The 24,890-nt window shown below is 66.5% G+C and carries 25 protein-coding genes; 12 read left to right on the top strand and 13 right to left on the bottom strand.

Features of this window, described 5'->3' with window-relative positions; translation table 11 throughout:
- The first annotated feature begins 62 nt into the window (after positions 1–62).
- Entirely contained in the window at positions 63–668 is a 606-nt protein-coding gene (locus tag AB0N24_RS13935; RefSeq protein ID WP_364125119.1) for a TetR/AcrR family transcriptional regulator, read from the top strand.
- Between the two features lie 79 nt (positions 669–747).
- Complete coding sequence (locus AB0N24_RS13930) at positions 748–1,599, top strand: DUF427 domain-containing protein (RefSeq protein ID WP_364125116.1); 852 nt, start codon at positions 748–750, stop codon at positions 1,597–1,599.
- A gap of 127 nt (positions 1,600–1,726) precedes the next feature.
- Here AB0N24_RS13930 and AB0N24_RS13925 read toward each other — a convergent pair whose 3' ends face one another.
- The gene (locus AB0N24_RS13925; RefSeq protein WP_364125114.1) at positions 1,727–2,140 is read right to left on the bottom strand and encodes a VOC family protein; all 414 of its coding nucleotides are present in this window, start codon (positions 2,138–2,140) and stop codon (positions 1,727–1,729) included.
- 130 nt (positions 2,141–2,270) lie between these two features.
- Here AB0N24_RS13925 and AB0N24_RS13920 point away from each other — a divergent pair, with 130 nt between their 5' ends.
- Entirely contained in the window at positions 2,271–2,609 is a 339-nt protein-coding gene (locus AB0N24_RS13920; RefSeq protein ID WP_364125111.1) for a DUF5655 domain-containing protein, read from the top strand.
- Between the two features lie 133 nt (positions 2,610–2,742).
- Here the strand turns inward: AB0N24_RS13920 and paaZ are convergent, their stop codons facing one another.
- Positions 2,743–4,854, bottom strand: coding sequence for a phenylacetic acid degradation bifunctional protein PaaZ (gene paaZ, locus AB0N24_RS13915; protein WP_364125108.1), 2,112 nt, complete (start codon positions 4,852–4,854; stop codon positions 2,743–2,745).
- Positions 4,855–4,990: 136 nt separating this feature from the next.
- Between paaZ and AB0N24_RS13910 the strand changes: the two genes are divergently transcribed.
- From AB0N24_RS13910 to AB0N24_RS13900, 3 genes are all read left to right on the top strand, one after another.
- Positions 4,991–5,407, top strand: coding sequence for a PaaI family thioesterase (locus AB0N24_RS13910; RefSeq protein WP_364125195.1), 417 nt, complete (start codon positions 4,991–4,993; stop codon positions 5,405–5,407).
- A 314-nt stretch (positions 5,408–5,721) separates the two neighbouring features.
- Positions 5,722–6,990 carry a wax ester/triacylglycerol synthase domain-containing protein gene (locus tag AB0N24_RS13905; protein ID WP_364125105.1) on the top strand — a complete coding sequence of 423 codons (1,269 nt, stop codon included), beginning with the start codon at positions 5,722–5,724 and terminating at the stop codon, positions 6,988–6,990.
- Between the two features lie 108 nt (positions 6,991–7,098).
- Positions 7,099–7,806, top strand: coding sequence for a DUF4397 domain-containing protein (locus AB0N24_RS13900; RefSeq protein ID WP_364125102.1), 708 nt, complete (start codon positions 7,099–7,101; stop codon positions 7,804–7,806).
- A gap of 94 nt (positions 7,807–7,900) precedes the next feature.
- On the opposite strand, the gene AB0N24_RS13895 is transcribed toward AB0N24_RS13900, so the two are convergent.
- Positions 7,901–8,503 (bottom strand): ferritin, encoded by a 603-nt coding sequence (locus tag AB0N24_RS13895; RefSeq protein ID WP_364125099.1) that lies wholly within the window; start codon positions 8,501–8,503, stop codon positions 7,901–7,903.
- A gap of 243 nt (positions 8,504–8,746) precedes the next feature.
- Between AB0N24_RS13895 and AB0N24_RS13890 the strand changes: the two genes are divergently transcribed.
- The 3 genes from AB0N24_RS13890 to AB0N24_RS13880 are packed head-to-tail and all read left to right on the top strand — an operon-like array spanning position 8,747 to position 11,426.
- Positions 8,747–9,322: a sigma-70 family RNA polymerase sigma factor gene (locus tag AB0N24_RS13890; RefSeq protein WP_364125097.1), complete on the top strand. Its 576-nt coding sequence runs from the start codon at positions 8,747–8,749 to the stop codon at positions 9,320–9,322.
- A complete protein-coding gene (locus AB0N24_RS13885; RefSeq protein ID WP_364125095.1) occupies positions 9,309–10,181 on the top strand; it encodes an anti-sigma factor in 873 nt (290 codons plus the stop codon). Before AB0N24_RS13890 ends, AB0N24_RS13885 begins: the two co-directional genes overlap by 14 nt.
- An 18-nt stretch (positions 10,182–10,199) precedes the next feature.
- A complete protein-coding gene (locus AB0N24_RS13880; protein WP_364125092.1) occupies positions 10,200–11,426 on the top strand; it encodes a globin domain-containing protein in 1,227 nt (408 codons plus the stop codon).
- Between the two features lie 70 nt (positions 11,427–11,496).
- Here the strand turns inward: AB0N24_RS13880 and AB0N24_RS13875 are convergent, their stop codons facing one another.
- A complete protein-coding gene (locus AB0N24_RS13875) occupies positions 11,497–14,064 on the bottom strand; it encodes a trypsin-like serine protease (RefSeq protein ID WP_364125089.1) in 2,568 nt (855 codons plus the stop codon).
- Between the two features lie 19 nt (positions 14,065–14,083).
- Complete coding sequence (locus AB0N24_RS13870) at positions 14,084–14,797, bottom strand: tyrosine-protein phosphatase (protein ID WP_364125086.1); 714 nt, start codon at positions 14,795–14,797, stop codon at positions 14,084–14,086.
- A 196-nt stretch (positions 14,798–14,993) separates the two neighbouring features.
- On the opposite strand from AB0N24_RS13870, the gene AB0N24_RS13865 reads away from it, so the two are divergent.
- Positions 14,994–15,884 carry an SGNH/GDSL hydrolase family protein gene (locus AB0N24_RS13865; RefSeq protein WP_364125084.1) on the top strand — a complete coding sequence of 297 codons (891 nt, stop codon included), beginning with the start codon at positions 14,994–14,996 and terminating at the stop codon, positions 15,882–15,884.
- Between the two features lie 187 nt (positions 15,885–16,071).
- On the opposite strand, the gene AB0N24_RS13860 is transcribed toward AB0N24_RS13865, so the two are convergent.
- From AB0N24_RS13860 to AB0N24_RS13830, 7 genes are all read right to left on the bottom strand, one after another.
- Complete coding sequence (locus tag AB0N24_RS13860) at positions 16,072–16,803, bottom strand: hypothetical protein (RefSeq protein ID WP_364125081.1); 732 nt, start codon at positions 16,801–16,803, stop codon at positions 16,072–16,074.
- Between the two features lie 100 nt (positions 16,804–16,903).
- Positions 16,904–17,512, bottom strand: coding sequence for a GNAT family protein (locus tag AB0N24_RS13855; protein WP_364125078.1), 609 nt, complete (start codon positions 17,510–17,512; stop codon positions 16,904–16,906).
- 51 nt (positions 17,513–17,563) lie between these two features.
- Positions 17,564–18,466, bottom strand: coding sequence for a 3-hydroxyacyl-CoA dehydrogenase family protein (locus tag AB0N24_RS13850; protein WP_364125075.1), 903 nt, complete (start codon positions 18,464–18,466; stop codon positions 17,564–17,566).
- 2 nt (positions 18,467–18,468) lie between these two features.
- On the bottom strand, positions 18,469–19,278 hold the full coding sequence (locus AB0N24_RS13845; protein ID WP_364125072.1) for an enoyl-CoA hydratase/isomerase family protein: 810 nt from the start codon (positions 19,276–19,278) through the stop codon (positions 18,469–18,471).
- Positions 19,278–20,507 carry an acetyl-CoA C-acyltransferase gene (locus AB0N24_RS13840; protein ID WP_364125069.1) on the bottom strand — a complete coding sequence of 410 codons (1,230 nt, stop codon included), beginning with the start codon at positions 20,505–20,507 and terminating at the stop codon, positions 19,278–19,280. Before AB0N24_RS13840 ends, AB0N24_RS13845 begins: the two co-directional genes overlap by 1 nt.
- A 207-nt stretch (positions 20,508–20,714) precedes the next feature.
- The gene (locus AB0N24_RS13835) at positions 20,715–21,437 is read right to left on the bottom strand and encodes a pentapeptide repeat-containing protein (RefSeq protein WP_364125066.1); all 723 of its coding nucleotides are present in this window, start codon (positions 21,435–21,437) and stop codon (positions 20,715–20,717) included.
- A complete protein-coding gene (locus AB0N24_RS13830; RefSeq protein WP_364125063.1) occupies positions 21,437–21,910 on the bottom strand; it encodes an SRPBCC family protein in 474 nt (157 codons plus the stop codon). Before AB0N24_RS13830 ends, AB0N24_RS13835 begins: the two co-directional genes overlap by 1 nt.
- A 163-nt stretch (positions 21,911–22,073) precedes the next feature.
- On the opposite strand from AB0N24_RS13830, the gene AB0N24_RS13825 reads away from it, so the two are divergent.
- Entirely contained in the window at positions 22,074–22,250 is a 177-nt protein-coding gene (locus AB0N24_RS13825) for a CsbD family protein (RefSeq protein WP_011693098.1), read from the top strand.
- A gap of 125 nt (positions 22,251–22,375) precedes the next feature.
- The gene (locus AB0N24_RS13820) at positions 22,376–23,101 is read left to right on the top strand and encodes a dienelactone hydrolase family protein (protein ID WP_364125059.1); all 726 of its coding nucleotides are present in this window, start codon (positions 22,376–22,378) and stop codon (positions 23,099–23,101) included.
- A gap of 144 nt (positions 23,102–23,245) precedes the next feature.
- Here the strand turns inward: AB0N24_RS13820 and AB0N24_RS13815 are convergent, their stop codons facing one another.
- Positions 23,246–24,706, bottom strand: coding sequence for an amino acid permease (locus AB0N24_RS13815; RefSeq protein ID WP_364125056.1), 1,461 nt, complete (start codon positions 24,704–24,706; stop codon positions 23,246–23,248).
- Positions 24,707–24,890: the final 184 nt, after the last annotated feature.

The raw sequence follows: 24,890 nt of genomic DNA, 5'->3' as shown, positions 1-24,890 counted from the left end.
TTTTGCGGGCGCCCACCGCCGGTTACGCCGGTTGACCGAACGTTCATGAGAAAATAGCCGGTATGTCCACAACTGATGCACCCACCAAGCGCGGCCGCCCGGGATACGACCAGCAGTCGGTGCTGCAAATCGCCGTCGAGGTCTTCAACCGCCACGGCTACGACGCCACGTCCATGGGCATTCTTGCCGAAAACCTGGGCATCTCCAAGTCGGCCATCTACCACCACGTGCCGTCCAAGGGGGACCTCCTCAAGCTCGCCCTTGACCATGCCCTGGGCGGCCTCGAGGCGATCCTGGACCAGCCGAAGGCCCAGACCGGAAGCGCCGACGCACGGCTCGAATTCGTCCTCCGCCAGACCATCTCCGTACTGGTGGAACGCCTGCCGTTCGTCACCCTGCTGCTGCGCCTGCGCGGCAACACGGACATTGAGCGCAACGCGATGGAACGCCGGCGCACCTTCGACCACACGGTGGCGGCACTGATCTCCGCCGCCCGCGATGAAGGCTCCCTCCGCGAGGACATCGACCCCCGCACGGTCACCCGACTGCTGTTCGGCACCATCAACTCAATCGTGGAATGGTACAAGCCCGGCGGCACGCTGTCGCCGGAGAAACTGGCCGACGACGTCATTACAATGGCATTCAAGGGGCTCAGCGCGCCACGCTGACGGTGTTCTCCCCCACGTCCTCCCCGCGGCTGCGAGGGAAGTCATTGACGGCGGGAATGGCGGCGATCACCCTGTAGTCATGGCCACGAAGTTATCCGAAGTCATCTTCGGCACGTTCCCCCAGTTGCGTTACCAGCCCACCGCCAAACGGGTCCGTGCCATGGTGGGCGGGAACGCCGTCGTCGACACTTTATATGCACTCCTGGTGTGGGAGCCCAAGCGCGTCACCCCCATCTATGCCGTCCCCGAAGTGGATCTGCGGGCCGAACTCGAGCCGCCGCGGCAGGAGCCGGGCGAGGTCACGGAACACGGTTTCAAGCTCGGCTCGGACGGACCCCCGGCGCTGGATCCGCGCACCGGTTTCGGCCGGCACACGGCGCCCGGTGAGGAGTTCGACGTCGTGACCTCCGGGGCGAGGCTGCCCCGGGCGGCCTTCCGGCCGGAGGACCCCGACCTCGCCGGCTATGTGGTGCTGGATTTCAAGGCGTTCGACTGGCTGGAGGACGATGAGGAAATCATCGGCCATCCCCGTGATCCGTTCCATCGGGTGGATATCCGGGCGTCGTCGCTCACCGTTGAAGTCAGGCTCGACGACGTCACGCTGGCCACCACGAACGGCGCCCAGCTGCTCTACGAAACCATGCTGCCGGTGCGCTACTACATCCCTCCGGCGGACGTCCGGCTGGACCTCATGGAGGCCAGCCCCAAAAAGACGGTGTGCCCGTACAAGGGAACGGCGAGCTACTGGACCTACCCGCAGTCCGAAAACGGTCGGAACATCGCGTGGATGTACGACCCGCGGTTCCGCGACGCCGCGCAGATCCATGGGCTGGTGAGCTTCTTCAACGAGCGGGCGGACATCACGGTGGACGGCGTCAGGCAGGAGCGGCCGGTCACGCCGTGGTCCACGCCGCCGCCGGAATCGCCGTGAGGCCGGGTGATCCTTGGTCGCCCTGACGCGGGGGTCACCTTGGCGCGGGCAAAAGATAAGGCGTCCCGCTGAGCCGGAACGCCCGTCTTCTTCGCCGCCGGCCTGGTCACCGGCAGGGCCACAGCCGCTAGAGCTGGTACTCGGCCTGCTGGATGCCGAGGGTTTCGTGAACGCAGAGAACGTTGTTCTCGGTGTCCATGAACCATGCGCATTTTTCTGAATCGGTAGTACAAATGTGGTGTTCGCCAGTCTTCAGATCAGGGCGATCGTAATCCTGGAACCGGACGCCGCGGGCTTCCATTTCATCAACGGTCCGCTCGATGTCCCTGACCTCAAAGCTCAGCGTGGTGTGCTCTGAGTGCCTGCCGTCCTTTACGGGCATCAGCTGCAGCATGGGGCCGTCGCCGCTGCCAAACAATTCGCTTCCGTCATCTGCCACGCCGCGATGAGGCAGTCCGAGTGTTTCCGCGTAAAAACGACGGGCGCGCTCTTTGTCATCCACGGGCAGGACGGTTGTGGCTGTGTTCAATACTAGGGTCATTTCGCCACCTCCTACGCTGAAAATTTTACGCCGGGGCAGGGCGGAAAGATCTTACGAAAAGAGGCATCGACAGGCTCAACCACCGACCCGGTGATCGAGCCTGTCGAGATCCGCGGGCTAAGGTGGGGGCATGGACACCGCTCTGGACACGATCCTCGCCCGGCCGGTTTGCGCCTTGGTCTACGACGCCCTGCTGGCGCTGCTTCACGGCATCGGGTCCTTCGAAGTTGAGCCGAAAAAGACGTCCCTGCACATCACCCACGGACGGGCCTTCCTCGGCGTCCATCCGCGCAGCAACGGCCTGCTGATCAACGTTGTCACAGCAGAGCCGATTGAAGACCCCCGGATCCGCCGCAGCGAACGGGTCTCAGCCAACCGTGTGCACAACGAACTGCTGGTCACCACAGCGGCCGGCGTCGACGCGCAGTTGCAGGCCTGGATCGGGCAGGCCTACGACCTCACAAAGTAGCGACCCACCCCCAGACGCTCTCTCACTTCCTGCACCTTAAACCCCAACGCTCTCTCACCGGGGTGAGAGAGCGTCGGGAAAAAACCCACCGGAAGTGAGAGAGCGTCGGGGTGGGGGGCTACTTTTCGACCCGCTACTTTTCCACGAGGGTGAGGACGTCGTAGGTGGCCACGATTTCGTCGTTCTGGTTGGTCAGGACGGCGTCCCAGGCCACCTCGCCGTACTCGTCGGTCTCGCGCGGGGTGATTTTCTTCGCCGTCAGGGTGACACGGATGGAGTCCCCTGCGGCCACCGGAGTGATGAAGCGCAGGCTCTCCAGGCCGTAGTTGGCCAGGACGGGGCCCGGAGCCGGCTCGACGAACAGCCCTGCACCCCAGGCCAGCAGCAGGTAGCCATGCGCCACGATGCCCGGGAAGAACGGGTTGGCTTCGGCGGCCGCCTGGTTGGTGTGCGCGTAGAAGGTGTCGCCCGTGGAGTTGGCGAACGCCGTGATGTCCTCCAGGGTGACCTGGCGCAGCTCGGACCGGACAGCGTCCCCGATGTGCAGGGTGGCCAGCGGCTTCCGGAACGGGTGGGTGCCTTCGGTCTCAACAGTGAAGTTGCGGTCCGCGCCCGTGTGCCAGACGCCGGTGACGGCGGTGAGCATGTTGGGCGAGCCCTGGATGGCGGTGCGCTGCATGTGGTGCATCACCGAGCGGATGCCGCCCAGTTCCTCGCCGCCGCCGGCACGTCCCGGCCCGCCGTGGACCAGGTGCGGGACCGGTGAACCGTGGCCGGTGGAGCTGCGGGCGTCCTCGCGGTTGAGCATCAGCACGCGGCCGTGGTGCGCGGCGATCCCGGTGACCAGTTCCCGGGCCACGGCGGGATCGTTGGTGCATACCGAGGCCACCAGGGAGCCGCCACCGCGGGCGGCGAGGCGGACGGCGTCGGCCAGGTCCGTGTAGCCGATCACCGAGGAAACCGGCCCAAAGGCCTCCAGCGAGTGGACTGCCTCGGCCTCGGCGTCGGCCCAACTGAGCAGCACCGGGGACATAAAGGCACCGCTTTCGACGACGCCGACTCCCCCGTCCGCTTTGGTCACCTTGGGCGAATCGAGCGTGCCGTACGCGAGCTCGCCGCCGGCGTCGAGCATGGCCTGCACGGCGGCGCGGACATCGGCCAGCTGCTCGAGGGAGGCCAGGGCACCCATGGTGACGCCCTCGGCACGGGGATCGCCCACCACCACGCGTTCCTCAATGCGGGCACCCACGGCGGCAACGACGTCGGACACCAGCTCCCGGGGCACGATGGTGCGCCGGATGGAGGTGCACTTCTGGCCGGCCTTGACGGTCATTTCGGTGACCACGGACTTGATGAAGGCGTCGAACTCCGGTGTGCCCTTGACCGCGTCCGGGCCGAGGATGGCGGCGTTGAGCGAGTCCGTCTCCGAGGTGAAGCGGACGCCGCCCTGCACAACGTTCGGGTGCGACTTCAGCGCGTTGGCCGTCGACGCGGAGCCGGTGAAGGCCACCAGGTCGCGGTAGTCGAGGTGGTCCAGGATGGTGCGGGCTGAGCCGGAGATGAGCTGCAGGGAGCCCTTCGGCAGGATGTTGGACTCGATCATGGCCTTGACCACGGCGGCCGCCACGTAGCCGGTGGGGGTAGCAGGCTTGACGATGGTGGGAACGCCGGCGATGAACGCGGGCGCAAACTTCTCCAGCATGCCCCACACCGGGAAGTTGAAGGCGTTGATCTGCACGGCCACACCGGGGATGCGCGTGTAGATGTGCTCACCGGCGAAGGAGCCGTCGCGGGACAGCACCTCCATGGGACCGTCCACCACCACCTGGGAGTTGGGCAGCTCGCGCCGTCCCTTGGAGCCGAACGTGAAGAGCACGCCGATGCCGCCGTCGATGTCCACCAGCGAGTCGATCTTGGTGGCGCCGGTCTGCGCGGACAGCTCGTAGAAGTGGTCGCGGCGCGCGTTCAGGTACTGCGCCAGTTCCTTCAGCTTGAGGGCGCGCTGGTGGAAGGTCAGCGTGCCGAGTTCCGTCTGGCCGGTGGTGCGACCGTAATCCACGACGTCGGCAAGGTCCAGTCCCTCGGTGCTCACCTTCGCGAGGAGTTCTCCTGTGCTGGCGTCCAGGACCGGAACAGCGGAAGCCGCGGCTCCGGCGTCGGGCGTCCACCAGGAGTCCCGGACGAAACTGGGGACTGTCTCAACAGTGTCCAGTGAGGATTTCGGAGCAGTTGCTGTGGTGGTCATCGTTGACGGGTCCTTCCAACGGGGGGCAAGATCTTCACGGCCAGAGCATTACTGACCGTCCGTTCGGTAATATGTCTACAGTACATGAATGTGCCTTGCTGCACACTAGAGGAAGACCAAGGAAAGATAGGTGGCCATGCAGCCCGAAACAGGCAGCCCCGAACTGTGGAAAATCACGCTGGGCGAACTCGACGAGAAGATGGGCGTGAAAATCGTCGAGGAATCGGTGGAGCGCGTCGTCGCCACGATGCCTGTGGAAGGCAACCGGCAGTCGTTCGGGCTGCTCCACGGCGGTGCGTCACTGGCCGTGGGCGAGGCCGTGGGGTCCTGGGCTGCCGTGATCCACGCCAGCACCCTGGGCAAGACCGCGGTGGGTGTGGACGTGTCCGCCACCCACCACAAGTCGGCGCGTGAAGGCCGGATCACCATTACGGCCACGCCCATCCACCTGGGCGGAACACTGACAACGCACGAGGTCCTGCTGACCAACGACGCCGGCCAGCGCCTGTGTACCCTGCGGATCACCAACCTGCTTTTGGACAGGAAGAACTGACGCGACGCGGGTCGGGACTTATGGTCGAGTGCCGGTCCGTGGAGGGGGTTGATTCTGTCTCCGGTTACGAAGCTGTCATAGTCGGTAGCGCCATCCACAACCAGGCGTGGCTGCCTCCGGCCGCGCTGTTCTTCACCCGCCTTGCACCCGAGCTGGCTAACGACCCGTCTGGGCCTTCAACGTAGGGATGGCCGACGCCTTGACGGATCCAATTACAGCCCAACTCGCTAAACCCGCTTCCACGTCTTCAGGCAGCATCACGCCATAGCTTCCCGCCCTCACGGCCTGGCAGGACCGGCTGCTACCCTTTTTGCATGCGCCCGGCGACACACCGGCTCGCCGCGGTCGACGAGGCGAACTTGGTGCTTGACCACGCCGGTCAGGTCAACGTGTTCCTCGTCGCCGGTCTGCTGACGGCGGGCGGCTTCGTCGGTCCCGATGGCATGCCTGACCTGAGCGCCCTGCGCGCCTGCCTTCGCGAGCGGATCGCGACGCTGCCACAGCTCCGGAAGATAGCTGTCGCCACGGGCCGCCGGCACCGCTGGGTCGAGGCGGCGCCCGACCTCGAGCACCACATCCGGCTCATCGAGGCCGTCGATGGGCTCGCTGGCTTCGAGCAGACGTGCGGGGAACTGATGAGTGCGACGCTGGGACTGGATCGTCCATACTGGGAGATTCTGGTGGTGCCGGGTGCGACCGTGGGTGGGATCGGAGTGGTGCTGCGCATCCACCATGCTGTCGCCGACGGGATGGCGGCGTCAGCGATCGTACAACAGCTCTTCGACCCCGTGGAATCGCGGGGGACGTCGGTGCACGCGCCTAGTGTCCTGGTGCCGGGGCAGGCACCGCGACGCGACCTACGGCATATCCTCGGGCGGTTCGGCTTCGGTCTGCGCCGCATGCGGATGACCCTGAGCGGTCGCGAGGTCGGTCCCACGGTGCTGCTCGGTGAGCGTAGTCCGCATCGCGGGGTTGTGTTCCTGGACGCCGACCTCGCTGCGCTCGAGACGCATGTTCGGCCGGTCGGTGCCACCGTCAATGATGCCCTGCTCGCCGCAGTGGCGTTGGGCTACCGGGCGGTGCTGTCCGCCGCCGGGGAGCGGATCCCTGCCCGGCTACCGGTCTCAGTGCCGGTCGCGCTGCAGCGCCGCGGGACAGCGGGAAACCAAGTCGGGGTCATGCTCGTGCGGCTGCCGCTCGGCGACGTCGAACCCGATGAACTCGTCCGGCTCATCACGGAACAGACCCGGCAGGAGAAGGCGCGGGCGAGGGAGCAGGGAACGCTCGAGTTCATGCGCGGCCCGATCGGCGCACGCATCATGGACCGCGTGGCTCGAAGGCAGCATCTCGTCGCAGGGTTCGTCACCAACGTGCCAGGCCCGGCTGGCACCTTTCGCCTCGCGGGTGCCCCGGTCGTCGCGATCTGGCCGGTTGCCGTGCTCGCTGCCAACGTCCGGCTCGGCGTCGCGGCTGTCTCCTACGCCGGCAGGCTCCACTGCGGCGTCCATTTCGACGCGGAAAACGTGCCCGGAGCAACCTTCGCGCGCGCTATGGGCGAGGGACTGGCGCGGCTGGGCGCGTGAACCCCAAAAAAACTTCATGACTTTGCATCCAAAGAGGGCCTCCGGCCGGTAGTAAGGGCGTAAGCACAAACACAGCCCGTCACCGGGCATCCCTCTGAGGAGTTTGAAATGCGCAAAACAACCTACGCCGCCGGAGCACTATCGCTCCTGGCTGCACTGACCTTCGCGACCCCGGCCCAGGCCGGTGGCTGGCACCACGACGATGCCCCCGCGAAGCTCTCGGTCCTGCACGGCGTGCCCGGCCTGACCGTTGACGTGTGGGTGGACGGCAACCTCACCCTGGATGATTTCACTCCTGGCACCCTGGCCGGTCCGCTGGAGCTCGCGGCCGGGGACTACGAAATCGCCATCACCGCCGCGGACGCCACCAGCGCCGACAATCCAGTCATCGGGCCGGTGGACGTTGAACTCGACGGCGGTGGAGACTACACCGCGGTGGCCCATCTCGACGCCGACGGCGCCCCGACGGCCACGCTCTTCGCCAACGACACGACGGCCCCGCGCAACGACAGCAAAGGCAAGCTGACGGTCCGGCACGTAGCCGCGGCCCCCGCCGTCGACGTCCTGGCCGGCGGAACGGCCGTGATCGAGGGACTCAGCAATCCGGACGAGGCGACCCTTCAGCTGGAGGCCGGGACCGTCTCGGCGTCCGTTGCTGCCGCCGGAACCACAGCTCCGGTGATCGGGCCGGCTGACGTTACCGTCGAGGCCGGCAAGAACACGATTGTCTACGCCTGGGGAAGCCTGGCCGACGGCACGCTGGCTGTGGCTGTCCAGGTTGTTGACTCCTCCGGGCGGTGGTGCGGACGCCACTGACGCCGCAACCGAGAACGTCGTGCGCCATCACTGAATACCGCTCCCGGCGGGGCCGCCTGACAGGTGGCCCCGCCGTCGTGCACCCGCCCCTGTGTCAGAGTGCCCCGCCCGCAGCTTCCGGCGTTGCGGAGTCGTGGCTGTCGCCGCCATGGCCGCCGCCGCCGTGATGGTGACCGCCGTGACCTCCTCCATGACCGCCGCCCCCGCCGCCGCCGGAGTCGCCCACCCTTTCGCGGGCAAGGAACATTTCGACGTCGAAGAGGTTGTCCGCGCGGCGCGCCACATTCAGGAGCGTGGACATGGATGCCACCTCTTCCACCTGCTCCTTGAGGAACCAGAGCATGAACTGCTCACCGAGGGGGTCGTTTTCCGCCCGCGCCGTCGCGAACAGCTCCTTGATGCAGTCCGTGACTTCGACCTCCTGGGCCAAAGCCAGGACCAGGGGTTCCTCCGCCGACGTGAAGTCGTTCCGGACCGGCTCGATTCCGGGGATCGTGATCCTGATGCCCCGGTCCAGGATGTACCGCACCATCATCATGGCGTGGTTCCGTTCCTCCAGCGACTGCCGGTAGAAGTGCTTGGCCAGCCGGGGCAAATCCTGTCCGTCGAACCAGGCGGCTATGGCGATGTACTGCTGCGATGCTGCGAATTCGTTGCCCACCTGTTTGGCGAGCAGATCATTGAATGTGGTGCTCATGGGGCACTCCTCGAGTCGGGGTTCAAGGCTGAGGACCTGCGGCACAAAGGCTCGTCGGGGCCCGGGGTTGCCGGAGGGCCTGAAATGAGCTTGCTCCGGTGCGGCGCCGGCGGTCAAGACCCTCCCGGTACCTGTCCATGGGTGTGCCCATGGCCGCACCCATCGCCGCATCTATGGCGGACCGTCAGGCGGCACGGCATAATGTGGTTCCACAGGTCTCACTGCCGCTCGAAGGAGCCATCGATGACGCCTGCCGGCCCGCATGATTGGGACGCTGCTCTCGATCATGCGTTCGCGGCCGGCCAGGAAGCTGCACTCGCCGAGGCCTACAGGCGGCTGAGCCCGCTGGTGTACACCCTGGCGCTGCGATCGATGGGGGAAGGCGCGGCAGCCGACGACGTCACCCAGGAAGTGTTTATCCGGGCCTGGAAATCACGCGCAAGCTACCGGCCCGAGGCCGCCCGCCTGCCGGCCTGGCTGGTGGGGATCACCCGCAACGCCATTGCCGATGCGCTGTCCGCCCGCATACGCCGGCAGGAGCTGGAGCACGCGGCCGGCCAGTTCGCAGGTGACAGCCTCGCCGCAGCTCCGCCGGCAGCTGACGTGGAAGCCGTGGCCGACCGCATAACCTTGGAGGAAGAGCTGGAGCGGTTGGGCGATCCACAGAAGGCGATCATGAAGCTGGCGTTCTACGAGGACCTCACGCACGATGAGATCTCGTCGCGCCTGCAACTGCCGCTCGGTACCGTCAAGAGCCATATCCGGCGGAGCCTCTCCCGGATGCGGACCCGCCTGGAGGTGGGCCATGAAGCATCTTGACGACGAGCAGCTGAGCCTGATGGCCCTTGGCGAACCAGCCCTGACGCCGGCCGAGGCTGACCACCTGGCGTTCTGCAGTGACTGTGCCCGCACTCTCGCTGCCCTGGAACGCACCGTCCATGCCGCCACGATCGATCCCGCCGAAGTGGAACTGGCGACGCCCGGCCCGCACAACTGGACAGCCATCCACCAGGCGTTGGGTCTCTCCCCCGACCAGGCGCAGGACCCGTTGGGCCGGCAGTCGTCGTGGGGCAGTTCAACGACGACGGCGGCGGGCTCCGCGCCTGAGGCAACGACGGCGGCGGGCTCCGCGACTGAGTCACCGGAGCCGGCGGCGACGCCACCGGCGCCTTTCCGCAAACGCGTCCGCGAACAGCGCCCCGGTTCAACGGCCCGCCGGTGGGTGGCGATGGCCGCGGCGGCCGGAATCGTGCTCGGCGCCGCCGCGGTGTGGGCAGCCTACAGCTTCCTCGGGAAGGGCCCGGAAGCGATGCCCTCACCCACGCCGACCGCATCCCAAGCCGTGGTCATTGCGCAAGCACCGCTGCAGCCGTTGGAGTCCTACACAGCCAACGGCAAGGCCCTGGTGGAGAAGCTTCCCGACGGATCCCGTCAGCTGGTGGTCCAGCTGTCCGACGGCCAGGTCAGCGGCTTCCGCGAAGTCTGGGTGATCTCGCCGGACCTGAGCAAACTCGTGAGCCTTGGCGTGTTGGACGGCGAACCCGGCGTTTTCGCCATCCCCGAAGGACTCGATCTGGCTGAGTACCCCATCGTGGACGTCTCCAACGAGCCGTTCGACGGCAACCCCGGGCACTCCTCGGACAGCATCGCCCGCGGCGAGCTGGCCGCTGAAAACTGAAATACGAAGGGATCCATCATGCTCTCAGACACCTCTGCTCCTGTGATCAAGGCAACGCTGCCTGTTGTAGGCGAGCACATCGAGGAGATTGCCAAACGTTTCTACCAGCACATGTTCGAGGCGCGTCCGGACCTCCTGGACGGCCTCTTCAACAGGGGTAACCAGGCGGACGGCCGGCAGCAGCAGGCATTGGCGGGTTCCATCGCCGCATTCGCCGGATTCCTCGTGGACAAACCCGATCAGCTGCCGGACCATCTGCTCTCCCGGATAGCCCACAAGCACGTCTCACTCGGGCTGAGCCCGGACCAGTATCAGGTTGTCCACGACCATCTGATGTGGTCCATTGTGGATGTGCTCGGAGACGCCGTCACACCCGACGTCGCAGCGGCCTGGGACGAGGTCTACTGGCTCATGGCCAACATGCTCATCAACAAGGAGCGGGGACTCTACAACGCCGTGCACCTCTCGCCCGAGACGATCTGGCGGACCTGGCGCGTTGCCCGGCGGATCCAGGAAACCGACGACGTGGTCACGTTCATCGTGGAACGGACCGACGAGCGCGACGTCAAACCGTCCCTGCCCGGCCAATACGTCACCATCAAGATGGCCATGCATGACGGCGTGCACCAGCCCCGGCAATACAGCCTCACCAGGGCCGACGACGGGCACCACCGGCAGTTCGCGGTGAAGCGGGTTCATGGACTCCCGACACCCGACGGCGAGATGTCCAACTTCCTCCACGACGAGGTCCACGAGGGCGACGAGGTGGTGCTTTCGGTACCCTTCGGTGACGTGGTCCTGGAATACACGGACAGGCCTGTGGTGCTGGCCAGCGCGGGCATCGGCATCACGCCCATGGCCGGAATGCTTTCCCATCTGGTGAAGTCCGGTTCCCGACGCCAGGTCATGCTCCTCCACGCAGATGACACGGCCGAATCCTTCCCGCTGCGGGCCCAGGTGACCGAGGATCTGGCGAAACTGCCGGACGCGTCATTGAGCACGTGGTTCCTTGAGCCGGCGGTCCCGGCGACGGGCGGAACGGGCGGGGCCGGGGGTGCGCCGGAATTCGAAGGTTTTATGGACGTCAACGCCGTCGATCTGCCTGACGATGCCGAATACTATCTCTGCGGCCCCCTGCCCTTCCTCAAGTCAGTCCGGAGCGCCCTGATTGCAAAGGGCGTCCCGGCCAGGGACATCCAGTACGAAGTGTTCGGCCCGGACCTCTGGCTGGCAGATTTCCAATAGTTTGGAGTTTTTGTCCACTTATCGCGAGATAACGCCCCATTTGGACGCGATAGGTGGACAAAAACTCGGCTCAGCGGCGGGAGCGGCGCCTGGCCAGGACCAGCGCGATGCCGCCGAGGACCAGAACCCCGGCCCCGACACCCGCGGCCGTGAGGAGGCCATCGGCACCGGTGGCCGGCAACTGACCTGACACACCCGCGGGCGCGACGCCGGCAGGAACAACCACGGGGGCGGGGTCAACAAGAAAGGTGACGGTCACCGGAACCGAGGCAACGCCGTCGACCGTTTGGCTGGCTGCAGCCGTATGCGTGCCGGCCGCGAGTCCCGCCGGCAGCGGCGAGCTCCAGCTGCCGTTCGACGGGACCTGCGCCGGTGCGGCCCCGTCGATGGTCACGGTCACCGCGGCGCCGTTGAACGCGGTACCGGTGATCTGGCCTGGAACCGCGTCGTGGGCAAAATGCTGGCCGTCCTGGACGTTGGTGACCGCGGGCGCCGGCGGTGCGACCGTGAAGGTCCGGCTGGCCGCCGGGCTGTCAGCGATGCCGTGGGCGGTCTGAACTGCCGTAACGGTGAAGGAACCGACCCTCGCGTTGCCGGTGACGGGCACGGTCCAGTTACCGTCGAGGCCAACCACTGCCTGCCCGGAGGCGTCCCCGGAGAGATGCACGGTGGCGCCGGGCGTACCGGTGCCCTGGATGCGTTCGAGCGCCGTGAGGACTGCCCCGTCGGCCGGGCTGGCAATGGAAGGCGCCGGCAGGTCGGAAGGCAGCACAGTGACGTCGAACGTACTGGCGCCGGAGTGGCTGAAGCCGTTGATGGTTTCGGCGGTAAACCGCAGCCGGCCGGCCGGAGACGGAGCGGTGAACTGCCATTTCCCGGAGGCGTCCACGGGCACCTCCGCGGGCGCCTGCCCCGGCACTGTGATCCGGACGGTTGACCCTGCGGCGACGGCGGAGGCCGGAGCTGCCGGGACCTGTCCGGTGATTGCCTGCCCGAGCGCCACTCCGCCGCCGCCGGCCGGTTCCGTGAGCACGGGTTTGTTGAGGAACAGCTGCAGTTGAACGCCGGGAAGCCTGGTCATGGCGTCCTCCAGGGTGGTGGCCACGGCGAAATTCGACACGGAACCTGGCGCGTCACCCGCAGAGTGCGTGCCGACGGCGAAGTTTCCGCTGATCCACGGGCCGCCGGAGTCGCCGCCGCTGGACTGGACGGAGTTGGACAGGAAGCCGCGGAACGCCCGGAGATCCGAGGGGTCGGAGGTGATGCCGCCCACGACGTAGATTCCCACCTCATCCACCGTGCCGCAGGACCAGCCGTCGGTGCGGCCGGAGCGGCAGACGGCCTGCCCGGGTGACGGCGACGCTGTTCCGATGATCTTCACTGCCGTGGAACCGGGGTTTGTGGGAGCATCCCAGCGGGAGGCCGCAGGCCGAAGATCCAGGCCGGAGCGGATGGACTCGATCACTGCGATGTCCGTGCCGATGTTTCCCGGGTTGGCCTCGTCACCGGTGATCCACGAGTTGCCCGGCCCGCCGAACTGGCTGAAGCCCAGGGTGCCGAGCAGGTTGCTGGCAGGCGATTCGGGACGTTCCACGTTGGCCGTTGAAAGGGTTCCGTCGTCAGTACAGTGGCCAGCGGTGAGCACTATCGGCTCCCCCGCCGGGCTGTAGGCGCCATACCCTGCGGAGCAGATGATTCCGTTGTTGAGGACAAACCCTTGCCCGCCGAAGAAGTCCTCCTCCGGAGCGAGCGGTTCGCCCTGCTCCAGCCGGACGTTCGAATACCGCGCCACGAACTCGGACGGCGAGGCCGCGGGGGCTGACGATGCGGTGCCTCCAGCCGGGGCCGCCGGGGCCGCGGGGGTCGCCCGAGCGATGCCGGCCTCCGCCTGGTTGGTGCCGCCGGTGCGGATCACAAAGCTGCCGTTGGCGTAGGCGACGGCCTGAAGGCCGGCGGCGCCAACTTCGCGGACGTAGTCCGTGAACAGCTGGTCCGTGCTGGCCGCAACCCGGTCCGGCGTTTCCGCGTCGGACGGTGTTTCCGGTGTTCCCGGTGTGGAAGCGGAAGCGCTGGGTGACGGCGCCGCGGGCGACGGTTCAGGGGCGGACGACGCCCCGGCTGATGGCTTAGGTGCCGGCGCCACCAGGACGAATTCACCGGGCGCATCCGCATGACCCGCCGCGCCGGATCCTGCAGCATTGAGTTCAGCCACCCGGGCCGCAAGCTCCGGGCCGATGCCCTCGACCACTATCCGGCCGTCCTTCAGGCTGATTCCCACATAGCCGGGCAGTGCGCGCAAGGAGGCAACGGCGTCGGCCGCGCGTTTGCCCTGGTCACCGGCGGCGTTGAACTGTTCGAGCGTCATTCCCAGGTCGCGGAGGACGGCCTCCATCAGCCCGGCATCGCTGATCGCGGGCGCGGAATCGCCCGCTTCGGGAGCCGGTGTGGACACGGCCGGCGCCGCGGGAGAGGCAGCAGGCGCTGCGGTGGAAACGGCAGGCGCCGAAGGACCAGGGAGCGGCGGACCGGACTCTGCGACGGCGGGACCCGAGAGGAAGGTGGAGCCGAGGGCCAGGGCGGCTGCGGCAGCCAGTCCCAGGGCGCGGTTGAAGCGGTTACGTCCGGAATGATGCGTCAAAGCGTCCCCCAAATTTCGTTCACGTCGCCACCCTTGTTGCCAGCCGGGACCGGATCGCAGCCAGCTCGGCCACGGTGATCCCGTGCCGCAAAAGATAGTTTGTGGTGTCCAACTGCCGGACGAACTCGAGGGCTCCCCCGCCGCGCTTCTCCAGCAGGGGCACCAGGGCGTGTTCTTCCAGGTAGCGCTCGTGCTTGTGGGGCACCGCGGCCGTGCGGTGGCGTTCGTTGATCCCCCGCATGGCGGCCTGGTAGCCCGAAACAATCTCGTGGTCACCGGCGCCCGTGAGGTCCTGGAGCATGGCAGCGATCATTCCGCTGCGGTCCCGCCCGGCCGAACAGTGAATCACCACACCGGCAGGTGCAGCGGCGACGGCCCGGAAAACGGCCACGAGCTTGTCCGGAAACAGCCGGGCGTTGGCCGCGTAGCACTCCGGATCGTTCAGGTACGGGGAACACAGTTCCTTGAACTCCGGGTGCTCCGGGTCTTCGGTGGGAGCATGCACCACGTCGAACACCGCCAGCACGTCCGCGCCCACTTCGGGATCGGTGTCCCGGCGGCCGTGTTCCGCAGCGTTCCGAAGGTCGATCACCGTGCGGACGCCGTGGTCGTACGCCTGTTTCCAGCCCGCTTCGGTGACCCATTCCCGGCGCCCCATCCGGAACACGCTGCCGGAAATGCGCCACGCATTCACGGCTCCGTCCCAGTGCACGGGCTGTCCAGGCTGTTCCATCCAGCCAGCTAACCACAGACCCCCGGCATCCGGCACCGGTACTTGCCGAAAAATGGGGTGGCTGCCGGCAAACAAACGGGAACGCCAAACGGTGTTCGCAGGGCCGGCGCAAGCGTACTCTTGGGCGTACTTGCGGCTTTGCCGCCTGCCCGCGGCCACGCGGCCCGGCGCACAATTCAGAACAAAGGGGAAACTGATGGGTGACCGGATATTACGACGGCGGCGCGCGGCGTTCGCGGCAGGCCTGGCGACGCTCGCCTTGGCGTTGGGAACCGCGGCGGGTCCGGCGGGTCCGGCGACAGCCGCTCCTGCCCTGCAGCTGAATTACGTCGCTATCGGCGACTCCTACACTGCAGGAACAGGTGCCGGAGAAGACGTCAAACCGGCGAGCACAACGTGCTGGCAGAGCAGCCCGGGGTATGTTGCCGACGTCGACAAAACAGGTCGAGTGTCCCTGGTGGTCAACGCCGCCTGCCACGGGGCACTCCTCACCGGCGGAACTGAGACGAGCGTGCAAACCCAGATCCAGACTCTGGCGTACACGCAAGCCCTGAATGCCTCCACCGGCATGGTTACGGTCACCGCCGGAGCCAATGACGCCGGAGTGAGCCCCGTACTGCTTGCCTGCGCATCCAATGGCGTAGAGGTGTGCGCCAACGCGGTCGCGGCGTCGGAGGGCGCCCTTGGACAGGTGGGCACCGGGCTGGCGACCGCCTACGCGACAATCCAAGGGGTGGCTCCGAACGCGAAGATCGCGGTCCTGGGGTATCCCAGGCTGTTCGAACCGGCCGACGGGAATCCCTACTTCTCCTTGGACGAGCAGGTCCTGATCAACCTGGCCACGGATCGGCTCAACGCCGCCATCGCCGGGGCCGTCGCCAGTGCCAACGCCGGCGGGGCGGACGCACAGTTCGTCGATGTCACCCCCAGGTTTTCCGGGCACGCTGTGAACTCCGACGATCCCTGGATCGTCTACAACGGTGGGAACCCTCTGGCTGATTCCAACTTCCACCCGAACGCCGCGGGGCACCGCGCATATGCAACTGCGGTAATGAGTGAGGTCAAGCCGGCCAAATTGGCTAAGTAGCGGGCCAGCGCCGCCCCGGTGGACTATGCCTGCGGGTCCGCCGGGACTCGGCCCGCCACGGGGCGCGCCATTCCGGCGCCTCCCAGCCTTCCATGACGTAGATCCGCTCTCGAGCCACTTTGTCGTCCCTGATTTTGGAATCCGTCACGATGCGTTGGCGGCGCCGACCCCTGTGCCATATTGAGTGCTAGGCCTCCGGCGCCGGTTCAATGGACTCCACTGCGTAGGGTTTAGTCGCCGACCGCCGCAGTGGAGGACGCAGGCGCACCTGATACGGGCCATTCCGGAACGTGGCGCGGGGGTCTAATTGGACAATCAACAATGGTTCGTCGCGGGCGGCGTCCACCCGCACCACTATGCCGTCCCGCCGCCCGCCCACGAGCAGCGGGGTCGCCGGCTCTACCGCAGTCTCCTTAAGTCGTTCCTGATATTCCGGTCCCGCCGCGAGGAACAGGATTCCGTGGGCGACCCCAACGACACTCAGCGGGATCACCGCGTCAGGCGGTGGGGGTGCCGGGGCGGGCAGGGTTTGCAGGTGGTTTTCCTGCGCAGACGACGCTCTGGCTATCTTCAAGTCCCGATCGCATTCCTGGCACGCGGCCCGCGCCCCGACGTCGGCCAACAGGGTCACGAGCAGTCCTCTGGGTGCGTGGCCCCATTTGTCGGCCACGATCTGGCACCACGCCGTGTGGTACTCCCTCCCGTACTTCATCACGTAGACCTGATCCTGGCCGAGTACGGGCACCCCTTCGCGCCAGGCGGCCGGCTCGACTGGCTTGAGCTCGCCGAGGCCTCTGGTGTCGGCTTGGGCGGGGTGGCTGGCCTTGACGTACTTGCGGATCAACGGATTGAGTTGCCGTTTTGGCTTTGGAATTGCGAGCCTTCCTGTGCGGCGGGAGAGCGTGCGCTTCGCGGACACTCCAGTTGCCCCTTACCTAGCTTGCGGGCTTTTCGCGCAAGTTGCCAGTCCGGACTGTGACTTTTGGTTGGGAATGCCGGCGTTAGTGCCGATCCATGCCCTAGCGCTGCTTCGCGAGCCTGAACTCCAGGCCGGTGCGGACCATGGGCCATTCGTGCTCGAGGATCGAGAACACCACGGTGTCCCGGAGCGTGCCGTCCGCGGTCCGGGAGTGGTTGCGCAGCACGCCGTCCTGCTTGGCGCCCAGCCGGGCGATGGCTTCCCGGGACTGGTGGTTGAGCCAGTGCGTCCGGAATTCGACGGCCGGGCAGCCCAGCGTTTCGAAGGCATGCCGGAGCAGCTGCAGCTTCGAATCCGGATTGCTGCCGCTGCCGTGCGAAGAAGCCGCGTTCCAGGTGGAGCCGATCTCCACGCGGGGAGTGGCGGCGTCGATGTTCATGTAGGTGGTCATCCCGATCACCCGGCCGGGACCGCCCGTGGCGGGGTCGATCAAGCGGGTAGTGAACGGCAGCATGGAGCCCTGTTCCTGGAGCCCCAGCCGGCGGTCGATCTCGGCGGCCATGCCTTCAGGGGTGGGCACACTCGTGTACCAGAGCTTCCAGAGCTCGCCGTCACGGGCCGCTTCCACCAGGCCGTCATGGTGCTCGTGGCTCAGCGGCTCGAGGACGACGTATTGACCGGTCAGCGTGATGGGTTCGATGGAAGTCACGGCACCATCCTAGGGGGCACCGGCTAGGCTGAACCCCCTAAGCCACCACGCTTACGCCGGCCAGTCGAAGAATCCCTTGCCGGTCTTCCGGCCCAGTTCCCCGCGGGCCACCTTGTCGCGCAGGATCTGCGGCGGCGCGAAGCGCTCCCCCAGCGTGGACTGCAGGTACTCCGCGATGCCCAGCCGGACATCCAGGCCCACGATGTCCGTGGTCCGCAGCGGCCCGGTGGGGTGCTTGTAGCCCAGCACCATGGCGTTGTCGATGTCCTCCGCGGACGCGACGCCCTCCTCCACCATGCGCATGGCCTCCAGCGCGATGGCCACGCCCAGCCGCGACGAGGCAAAGCCGGGCGCGTCATTGACGACGACGGCGGTCTTGCCGAGTGCCTCGACCCACCTTTTCGCGGCAGCGGCAAGCTCCTCGGAGGTCTGTTCACCGAGCACCACTTCGATAAGCGTGGACGCCGGCACCGGGTTGAAGAAGTGCAGGCCCAGGAAGTTCTGCGGACGCTTCAGTTCGCGGGCCAGGCCGTTGACGGACAGCGAGGACGTGTTGGACGCGAGGTAGGCGTCGTCGGAAAGGCGCGCTTCGATTCCGCGGAGCGAGGTGACCTTCAGGTCCCAGTCCTCCGGGACGGCCTCCACCACCAGTTGGCGGTCCTTGAAGTCGTCGTAGTCCACGGTCACGGACAGGCGGGAGGCCATCTCGTCCAGGTTGGCGTCCGTGGCGCCCCGTTCGATGCTCTTGGCTGCCGCGGACTCGACGCGTTCCCGGGCGGCTTCGGCGGAGGCTTCGTCCCGCTCCACCACCAGGACGTTGGCACCGTTGATCAGGAAGGCGTGGGCGATGCCGGCCCCCATGCGGCCGCCGCCGAGAACCCCAACGAAGTTGGGAAGTTTGGCGTCGGGAAAGTTGGCGCCGCGAAGGTTTGCCGGAAGTGCGGAGTTGCTCATGGTCACTGCTTCCCGTCGGACTGGTCTGAATTCTTGGCTGACTTCTTATCTAAGAAAGCCTGCATCCGGTCGAACTTCGCCTGGGATTCGAACAGGATCCCCTGCGCCAGCTGGTCGATCAGCGGGTGCGCCTCAGCCGGTGCATGGAACACTGATTTGGTGATCCGCACGGCCAGCGGGTCCTGCCGGGCGATGCGGTCCGCGAGGCTGTGGGCCCCGTCCATCAGCACGGGGGCCTCGTGGATCTCCGTGATGAGGTTGACAGCGAGGGCCTGTTCGGCGCGGAGCACCAGCCCCGCCAGCAGGATCTGTTTGGCGACGGGCTCGCCCACCAGCTCCTTCAGCCGCCAGCTGGCACCGGCAGCGGCGAGGATGCCCAGGCCCGTCTCGGGGTTGCCGATGCGGACGCTGGGCGTGCCGATCCGGAAGTCCGCGGCGTAGGCAAGCTCGGCGCCGCCGCCCAGGCAGTAGCCGTCCAGTGCCGCAATGACCGGCATGGGCAGCTTGGCGATCCGGACGAAGATCGTGGAGTTGATGCCCTGCAGCGCATCGTCCCGGCGCCGTTCACGCAGCTGGGCGATGTCCGCGCCGGACGCAAAGACGCCGTCGACGCCCGCGATGATCAGCACCTTGGGGTTCTGCTCCAGCGCGGCACACACGAGGTGGAGTTCGTCCACCATCTGCTGGTCGATGGCGTTGCGGACCTCGGGGCGGTTGAGGAGCACCACCACGCGGTCGTCACGCTCCTCGACCAGGAGGGTGCGGAAGTCGTGGGTGCCCAAGTGTCCGTTCGCGCTGTCCGGAGCCGGCATTAGACACGCTCCAGCAGCATGGCAGTGCCCTGGCCGACGCCGATGCACATAGTGGCGAGACCCATTTTGGCGTCTTCGCGTTCCATCCGGCCCAGCAGGGTGATGGCGATCCGTGAGCCGCTGGAACCGAGCGGGTGCCCCAGGCTGATGGCGCCGCCGTCGTTGTTCACAATGTCCGGGTCCAGGCCCAACCGCCGCATGCTGGCGAGCGACTGGGTGGCAAACGCTTCGTTGAGTTCGACGGCGCCGAGGTCGCCCACGCTGTAGCCGCTGCGGGCCAGCACTTTCTGAGTGGCGGGGACGGGGCCGATGCCCATGATCTCGGGTTCGCACCCCGCCGAGGCGCCGTCGATGATGCGGGCGCGGGGGGTGAGGCCCAGCTTCTGGATGGCCGCCTCGGACGCCACGATGATGGCTGAGGCGCCGTCGTTGAGGGTGGAGGAGTTGCCGGCGGTGACGATCGAGCCGCCCTTGACCACGGGGCGGAGCCCGGCCAGGACGTCCATGGTGGTCCCGGCGCGGGGTCCTTCGTCGGTGTCCACGACGGTTTCGCCCTTGCGGGTCTTGACCGTCACCGGGACGATTTCCTCGGCGAAGCGTCCGGCGGCGATGGCCGCGAGGGACCGTTCGTGCGAGCGGACAGCAAAGGCGTCGGCGTCTTCGCGGGAAATGCCGTCAATACGGCCCACCTCCTCCGCCGTCTCCGGCATGGAGTACGTCATCTTGCCGTCCCGGGAGAGTTCGCCCTTCTGGAACAGCGGGTTGGCGAACCGCCAGCCGATGGACGTGTCGAAGATGGCGCCGGGCTTGGCGAAGGCCGTCTGCGGCTTCTCCTGTACCCAGGGTGCCCGGCTCATGGATTCCACGCCGCCGGCAATCACGATGTCCGCGGCTCCGGATTTGATCATGTGGCTCGCCATGATGATGGCGCTCAGTCCGGATGCACACAGCCGGTTCACCGTGATTCCGGAGATATGGAGGGGAAGCCCCGCCAGCAGCGTGGCCATGCGGGCCACGTTGCGGTTTTCCTCGCCGGCGCCGTTAGCGTTGCCCAGGATCACTTCGTCGATGGAGTCGGGGTCAAGCCCGGCCCGCGAAACGGCCTCCCGGACCACGAGGGCGGCGAGGTCATCCGGGCGGACAGCGGAGAGCGCGCCTCCGTACCGGCCCACCGGCGTCCGGGCACCGCCCACCAAAAATGCCTGCGGTCCTGCTACTGCTGAGGCCATGGAAACACCCTTCACGCGATAAACGGCACTGTCATCTGCGGCGGCAAGAGCCCTGCGACTAATTTACCGACCGTTCGTTCTATAAAGATTACACGGCGGCCGCAAGGGGTCAACCGGGCTCCCGGCGCTTCCTGCCGGAGTTTTTGTCCACTTGTCGCGAGATGGAACCCCTTTTGGACGCGATAAGTGGACAAAAACTCCAGAAAGTTACAGGACCACGACGCCGAGATGGGCCGCCAGGAGCGGGGCGAGCAGGCTCAGCTGATAGTCATCGATCACGACCCCCGCGAGGCTTTCGAGCCCGCTGATGGTGCGGAAGTCGGTGCCCCTGAGATCGAAGTCCTTGAACTTGGCGCCGGCCAGGTCGAGGGTGCCGATGGTGCAGTTCTTCAAGGCCACCCGCGTCCCCGTCACCGAGCCGAGGTCCAGCTCGTTGATGATGCAGTCGCTGATCTGCACGTCCGTCAGCCGCGATCCGCGCAGGTTGACGTAGTCCAGCTTGCCGCCGTCGATCCGCACCGACGTCCAGCCGCTCTCGTACAGCTCCGCCGATCCCCACCGCGGATTGCTGATCTCGACATCCCGCAGCGTGGCCCGCGCCGCCGTGAACACCGGGGCGTAGACCTCCGCCAGGATGCAGTCCCGGAACGTGGCACCGCGCAGCTGGGTTTCGTTGAAGGAAACCCCGCCGAATTCACACTCGGCGAAGTCCGTGCCGCTCAGCTCCAGGCCGTCGGCATCAGCACGGCTGAATCTCAGGCCGTCGTACCGTTCTCCACGCTGGAAATCCGGCGACGGCTCATCGCGGAGTTCCTCGAGCCGGACCGGAGAGAGCCTGGGTGCTGTCACCTTTGCTGCCTTGCCTGATGCTGCCTTGCCCGAAGGCGCCCGGCCTGCCGCCGCCCTGCCCGTGGCGGGCCTGCCCGCCATCAGAGGGACTCGGCCTTCGCAGCAATCTCGGCCAGGTCCTTGGCCAGCGCCTTCCTGGTCATGCTCATGCCGATCTTGCCGAAAAGGGCCATGGCGATCTTGCTCAGCAGGGTGGGCCTGACCACCTCGGCGCCGAAGGTCAGCGAGAGGTCCGTCCCGCCGTCGCGCCCGGCAAGGGTGAACCGCGTGGTGTAGTCCGCGCCGCCCTGGAGCGCTTTGACCGTGGTGCTGCCGGCCCGGGTCGGCGACGGCGGTTCGGCCTGGGACACCCACATTTCCACGGTTTCGGCGCGGCCCATCATGGTGCGGGTCTCCTTCCACCGGGTGCCTTCGCCGTATCCGCCCTCGCTGAGCATCTGGATGGAATCTATTCCGGAAAGGGTGGCGGCCGAGCCCGGAATGTCCGAGATCACGGCCCAGACCTTGTCCGGGCTGGCATTGACGTGCTGCGTGAGGGTGGTCTTGTGGTCCATGCAATCGAGCCTAGCCGGGAGCACCGACAACCGTCACGGACGGCGCAGGGCACCTTCAAATTCCTTTGGAGCATCCGCAAAACGCCACTTGAATTAGTAAGCATGCTTCGTGTTATTGTATTGATGCTTAGTTTTTTACCGGCAACGAGAGGTGGAATACACCATGGGAATCGGCGACAAAATTCAGAACGAAGCAGAGCACCTCGGCGGCAAGGCCAAGGAAGCGGCCGGCAACGCCACGGACAATGACCGTCTGCGTGCAGAGGGTCAGAAGGACCAGGTCGTTGCCGACGCCAAGAAAGTTGGCGAAAACGTGAAGGACGAGTTCAAAAGAGACTAGAGCAACCTAGGCAGCGGCCACGGCAGCTGCCCGGAAACGGCGGCGGGCATTCCTTTGGGGGATGCCCGCCGTCTTTTTTGTGAGATTCTCTGGTGACAGCAACTGCCCTACGGAAGGTCCGCACGATGACGATCATCGACCTCAGCGGGGCCGGCACTGCCCCGAAGAACGCGGGGAACCTGCGCGGCTACCTCGCGGAACCTGCGGGGACGGGTCCGTTTCCCGCCGTCCTGATGATTCACGAGGCGTTCGGCCTCAACGACATTGCCCTGCGCCAGGCGGACCGGCTGGCAGCGGCCGGCTACCTCACCCTGGCTGTTGACCTCTTCAGCGACGGTGGCTCCCGCCGCTGCCTGGTGTCCGCCATGAGGTCGATGCTGTCCGGCTCCGGCAAGGCGTTCACGGACCTCGCCACTGCGCAGGCCTGGCTGCAGGGCTCGGGACGCACCAACGGCAAGATCGGCGTAATCGGCTTTTGCATGGGCGCCGGCTTCGCCCTGCTGGTCGCCAGGAACGGCTTCGATGCCGCGGCCGTTAACTACGGCAGGCTGCCCAGGCACCCGGAAGAAGCCCTGCTTGGCGCGTGCCCGGTGGTGGGCAACTTCGGCAGGAAGGACCGCACCCTGCCCGGCGCTGCGGCCAAACTCGAAGCCACGCTGGAATCGCTGGGCATCGAGCATGACGTCAAGGAATTCGAAAACGCCGGCCACGCTTTTATGAACGACGCCGAGGAGGGGCCCCGGCCGCTGCGGCCCCTGTTCCGGGTGATGGGCATCAAGCCGGACCCCGAAGCGGCCCCCGAAGCCTGGCAAAGGATCGAGGACCACTTCGCCCGGCACCTGAAGAACTAACCCCATCGATTGCTCCGCAACTGCCTTTTTGCGGCCCCATAACGGCGGTTACGGAGCAATCGACGTGGATATTACGACGACGACGGCGGCGGCCGCCTCGTGAAGGTGACCGCCGCCGTCGTCGTACTGCTTGGGTGGAAAGCCCTAGCTGAAGAGTTCGCTCTTCGGTTCGTTGTTCCTGACTTTTTGCCAGCCGAGCCACAGCACCAGGGCGAAGAACGGGATGGTGGCCAGGGTCCAGAGGCCGAGGTGGAAGACCTCGCCGGTCTTGCTGGTCATGGTGTCGAAGCCGATCAGCACCGTGATGGCCAGCAGGGCGACCAGGCCGGCCCAGCTGCTCCAGGTTCCGCCGGGCGCGGGTAGGGAGGAGACCTTGCCCTTCTTCTTGCGCAGCGCAATCTGGCTGGCGAAGATGGCGCCCCACGTGAAGATCACGCCGATCGACGCCGAGTTGAGCGCGAGGTCGAAGGCGTGCGAGCCACCAAGCCAGATGTTGAGCAGGATGCCGACAAGGTACACAGCACCGATGGCCAGGATGGCGGCGTACGGCACGTGGCTCTTGGACATCCGGGTCAGCCACTCCGGGGCGTGTCCGTTGTTGGCCATGGTGCGGAAGATCCGGCCGATCGAGTACAGGCCCGAGTTGCAGGAGGACAGCGCGGCGGTGATGACGATCATGTTCATGACGTCGCCCATCCAGCCGAGGCCCATCTGGCCGAACACGGTGACGAACGGCGAGGTGCCGGCCACGTACTGGTCCGAGGGAAGCAGCATGGCCAGGAGGGTCACGGAACCGACATAGAACACCACGATGCGGAAGACGACGGCGCGGATTGCCTTGGGCACTTCCTTGGCCGGGTCCTGCATTTCGCCGGCCGTGATGCCGACGAGTTCAATGCCGTTGTAGGCGAAGATCACGGCGTTCAGGACCAGGATCATGACCAGCGCACCCTTGGGGAACATCCCGCCTTCGGCTGCGAATAGGTTGCTGACCGAGGCGTGGCCGTCGCCCACCTGGGCGTTGGTGACCACCATGAAGGTGCCCACGGCCAGGAAGATCAGGATGGCGCCCACCTTGAGGCAGGAGGCCCAGAATTCGAATTCGCCGAACGCCTTGACGCTCAGGAGGTTGACGCCCACGAGCAGCAGCAGCGCGGCGATGGCGGACAGTTCAACAGGCACGTTGGGGAAGAAGAACTGGAAGTACAGTCCGATCGCGATGAGCTCGGCGATGCCGGTCATGGCCCAGTTGATGAAGTACATCCAGCCGGACAGGTACGCGCCCTTCTTGCCGAACATTTCGCCGGCATAGCTGACGAAGGAGCCCGAGGTCTGGCGGTACATGATGAGTTCGCCCAGGGCGCGCATCAGCAGGTAGGCGATGACGCCGGCAATGGCGTAGGAGAAGATCAGCGCGGGGCCCGTGGAGGCCAGGCGCCCGCCGGCACCCATGAAGAGGCCGACGCCGATGGCGCCGCCCATGGCGATCATGGTGACCTGGCGGCCGCTCAGGGACTTCTTGTAGCCCTCGGCGCTGAGGGTGGAGTCGACAACGGCGGATTGCGCCGTCGAGCTCACGAGTTCTGTGGGGGTACTTTGTGGCACAACTGTTCCTTGTGGGTCGGGGGATGGCCGGCACCGGAACGCGGAGTTTTTGTCCACATAATTCGGGTTTATCCCCCGTTTGGGGCAATTACGTGGACAAAACTCTTCGGGCGTCGAAGGTTCGCGCGGCCTACCTAGCTTACAAGGCCCACGGAACCGCCCGTGACGCAGACAACAGATAGGA

The organism is Arthrobacter sp. NPDC093128 (assembly GCF_040683875.1).
GTDB lineage: Bacteria > Actinomycetota > Actinomycetes > Actinomycetales > Micrococcaceae > Arthrobacter.
The sequence above is the reverse complement of the archived record's forward strand: the minus strand, read 5'-3'. Positions and strand labels throughout refer to the sequence as shown.